This is a genomic window from Synechococcus sp. R6-7 (assembly GCF_047461695.1).
Lineage (GTDB): Bacteria > Cyanobacteriota > Cyanobacteriia > Thermostichales > Thermostichaceae > Thermostichus.
Genome location: NZ_JANSHS010000297.1, coordinates 1 through 3839, shown reverse-complemented (window position 1 = coordinate 3839; position 3839 = coordinate 1). Strand labels below are relative to the sequence as shown.

The 3839-nt window shown below is 57.8% G+C and carries 4 protein-coding genes; 1 reads left to right on the top strand and 3 read right to left on the bottom strand.

All coding sequences use genetic code 11. The features are described 5' to 3' along the window. Nucleotides 1–144 precede the first annotated feature (144 nt). Both NW815_RS09115 and NW815_RS09110 read right to left on the bottom strand, forming a co-directional pair. Complete coding sequence (locus NW815_RS09115) at nucleotides 145–1059, bottom strand: S1 RNA-binding domain-containing protein (RefSeq protein ID WP_414351627.1); 915 nt, start codon at nucleotides 1057–1059, stop codon at nucleotides 145–147. A 77-nt stretch (nucleotides 1060–1136) separates the two neighbouring features. Next, on the bottom strand, nucleotides 1137–1577 hold the full coding sequence (locus NW815_RS09110) for an RrF2 family transcriptional regulator (protein ID WP_414342455.1): 441 nt from the start codon (nucleotides 1575–1577) through the stop codon (nucleotides 1137–1139). Nucleotides 1578–1707: 130 nt separating this feature from the next. Between NW815_RS09110 and NW815_RS09105 the strand changes: the two genes are divergently transcribed. Next, nucleotides 1708–2703, top strand: a complete 996-nt coding sequence (locus tag NW815_RS09105; RefSeq protein ID WP_414389002.1) for an AAA family ATPase — start codon at nucleotides 1708–1710, stop codon at nucleotides 2701–2703. Nucleotides 2704–2727: 24 nt separating this feature from the next. Here NW815_RS09105 and NW815_RS09100 read toward each other — a convergent pair whose 3' ends face one another. Continuing rightward, nucleotides 2728–3756, bottom strand: a complete 1029-nt coding sequence (locus tag NW815_RS09100; protein ID WP_414389004.1) for an ABC transporter permease — start codon at nucleotides 3754–3756, stop codon at nucleotides 2728–2730. Nucleotides 3757–3839: the final 83 nt, after the last annotated feature.

Here is a 3839-nt window from a genome sequence, read left to right as displayed (position 1 = left end):
TTCCTCTGATTGCCGTAAGGCGTTGAGCACCGGCAAGCTAGGTTCTTGCGGGCGCTACCAGCCATAAGATTTTCCTCTGATTGCCGTAAGGCGTCTTGCTTTCCCTCTGCAGGTTTTGCATCCGAACTCGAGGCAGAGATGGGATCAGATGACTTGGCCGTCGGATGTTATTCTCCCCTTGAGTTTACCGGCCCGCTCTTCGGCCTCCTCCATAACCCTGTCCAGCTGCTCCAGCACCTCGCCCGGATGCTTTTCCAGCACCCGCAGGGAGAGGGCCATCCGTCCCTTGGCCTCATCTACATCGATGACAACAGCTTTGATGCGTTGGCCTGGTTTGAACAAATCCGGTAGCGAGGCTACAAAACTTTGGCTGACCTGCTTGATGTGCAACAGCCCGGTTACCCCTTCTTCCAAGTCCACAAACACACCGAAGGGTTTTAGTCCGCTGACTTTGCCTTCCACCACTTGGCCACTGGTGTAGCGGCTCAGGTTCTCGGACTTTACAGCCGCCCTTTGGGAGAGCACCAGCTTGTTGGCTTCTGGGTTCACCTCGATAAAGCTTGCTGTCAAGGATTGCCCCACCAACTCCTCCAGACTTTCCCGTTGGCTGAGGTGGGAGCGGGGAATGAAGCCGCGCAGCCCCTGCACATCCACCACCACCCCCCCTTTGTTGGTGGCGATCACCGGAACGGTTACCGTCTGGCCGTTGGCTTGCTTCTGGGCCAGCTCTTCCCAAAGCCGCTTCAGCCTCAGCCGCCGCGCCGAGAGCACAATTTGTCCTTCTGCATCTTCCCGCAGGATGAGAAACTCGGCTTCTGTCTTTAAAGGAAAGAGCGCACTCAAATCTTCCCCTGGGCGGATCCCTGCTTCCTTGAGGGGCAAAAAGGCCGGGGATTTGCCGCCAATATCCACCAGAGCGCCATCGTTCTGATGTTGGAAGATGCGGCCTTGCACCACCTGCCCCGGTTGAAAGCTGAGGTTTTGCTTGTCTAAAGCCTGGGCAAAATCTTCCGCGGAAAACGTATCGGCAGCCTGAGAGCGAGAAGAGCGAACGGTCATGGAAGGGCTCAATTCAAAAAGCAGTGGGTTTCAGGATAACCCAAAACCTTCCAAGGATCCCAGCTCCAGCCTCTGGCTTAAATGTAGTACATAAGCCGAGCCTGTTGCTGTTGTGCCTGCCGGTCGCAGAGGTCTTGTAGGGTGGTCTTCTGGAGAATGGCTACCGCCGCAGCTTGGGCATCTTGCCAGGCCTTCAGGAGCACTTCCCGCTCTGGGGTGAGATCGCCCGAGGGCAAGTCGCGGGAGCGGCTGAGATCTTCCCCCTCGATGGCCTGAATAACGTCCCACAGCGAGATCTGCCAGGGCGCTCGGGCCAGGAAGTAGCCTCCCTTGGATCCCCGTTGGCTGCGCACCAACCCCTGTCTGCGCAAGGTGGCCAGCAGTTGCTCCAAGTAGCGGTCGGGTATGGACTGATGGGCCGCAATTTCTTTGATCTGCAGCACCTGGCCATCACTGTAGTGCTGGGCCAATTCCAGAAGGGCCAGGAGAGCATATTCACTTTTGCAAGACAGTTCCAAGATATCCATCCTTGTGGAGGGCTTAGGTCTATGATACTCCGGTTTTTTAGTGGGGTTTAGCGGGATCCCGCCCTGAGCTGGCAATGGGATCCAGCCTGTAAGGTGGAATAGGCCCCTTTGGGAATGGTTTATGGCGAGTGTCGGCAGCCGGTCTGGTTCGGCACGGATCCCGGCAGAGCGGTTACAAAACTTACATCAACAGATTGGCAAGCTGATTGCCAATATTGAATCGGTGTTTCAGGGCAAGTCGCAGGTGGTGCAGGCGGTGGTCACGGCCTTGGTTGCGGAAGGTCATGTTTTGCTTGAAGATGTGCCCGGTGTAGGCAAGACCACTTTGGCGCGGGCCATCGCCCACAGTTTGGGAGCCAAGTTTCAGCGGATTCAATTTACCAGCGACCTATTGCCGACAGATATCCTTGGCCTCACCCTTTTCAACAAAGAAAAAGGGGATTTTGAATTTCGTCCCGGCCCCATTTTTGCCCACGTGGTCTTGGCGGATGAAATCAATCGCACCTCGCCCCGCACCCAAAGTGCCCTGCTGGAGGCAATGGCGGAAAAGCAGGTTTCGCTGGACGATCGCACCTACCCGCTGCCCAGCCCATTTATGGTGTTGGCCACCCAAAATCCTTTGGAGTACCACGGCACCTATCCCCTCCCAGAAAGCCAGTTGGATCGGTTTTTGGTACGGCTGTCGATTGGCTACCCCAGCCCTGAGATAGAGCGAGCCTTGCTGTTGCAACGGCAACAGGCCGAGCCGGTGGATGCTCTGCAGCCGGTTCTCTCCCTGATGGAGTTGCGAGAGATTCAGTCGGCGGTGGATCAGGTGTATTTGGATGGATCCCTGGCGGACTATCTTCTGCAGGTGGTGCAGGCCACTCGCGTGTCCAAGCTGCTGCGGGCGGGGGTATCCACCCGTGGAGCCCTGGCCTTGGCGCGGGCAGCACGGGCTCAGGCGCTGGTGAAGGGGCGCAGCTTTTGTCTACCAGAAGATCTGCAAGCACTGTTCGTGCCGGTACTGACCCATCGGGTTTCTCTGGCCGGGTCGGGAGAGATGGCCGGCAACCGACGGCAAGAGGCTGAGGCGGTGATTCGGGATATTGTCTCCACAATTGAGCCGCCTGTTTGAGGGATCCGTAGCAGCAATGGTTAACTACAGCAGTGAGTCGGGTCGGATCCGGGGATCCATCCACATCAGGAGCAAATCGGCCAACAAATTGCCCAGAATGAGCATCACGGCCCCCAGCAGAAGCCCCGCCATCACCACATTGATGTCGAAACTTTGAACAGCCTCCAAGAGCAGCTTGCCCAGCCCCGGCCAATTGAAGAAAAACTCGGCAATAAAAGAGCCGCTGAGCAGATTGGCAAACTCAAAGCCCAAGATCGTGATCAAGGGGTTGACGGCGTTGCGCAGCGCGTGCAACCAGATCACCCGCCACTCTGGGATCCCACGGGCCCGCGCCGCCTGGATGTATTCCTGCCGCAGCACATCCAAGAAATTGCCGCGCGTAATCCGCTGCAGCCCGGCAAAGCTGGTGATGCTCAGGGCCAGCGTGGGCAGGAGCAGGTGGCGGCCCAGATCCAGCAACTTTTCCCCCAAACTAAGCTCGGCAAAATAAACACTGGTCATCCCCCCTACCGGCAGCCAGCTCACGTTTTGGGCCACAATTAGCAGCAAAATGGCCAGCACGAAGCTGGGCATGGCCTGGTCCAGGTAGCTGAGCAACTGCAACGCCCGATCCAGGGGGGTGTTCTGCCGCAGCGCCCCCAGGATCCCTAGGGGAATGGCGACCAGCCAAGTCAGCACCACAGAGGACACCGCCAACAGCAAGGTAGCGCCGGCGCGGGAGAGGATGAGCTGTGCTACCGGCACGCGATAGGTGTAGCTCACCCCGAAATCCCCTTGCAGCAGGTTGCCCAGCCAGGTCAAGTACTGCCAAACCAAGGGCTTATCCAACCCCAGCCGCGCTTCCTCTTGGGCAATAAACTCCTGGCTGACACTGGGATCCGCCCGCAAGGGATCCAAAAAATCTCCGGGGGCCAGCTGCAAGAGCAAAAAGCTGAGCACCGTGATCAACAGCAGCACCGGCACCGCTTGGGTCAGCCGCTGCAAAACCAAGGCCAGCGGCGGCCAAAGGCCAAAAGCGCGGGAACGGGAAGGCGGAGAAGAGGTTACAGCCACAGATGCAGATGGATATTCGGATATGCTCTTTGAGTTGGATTCTTGTCGAACTATGGTAAACTACCCGGCTCCGACCGCTAAGC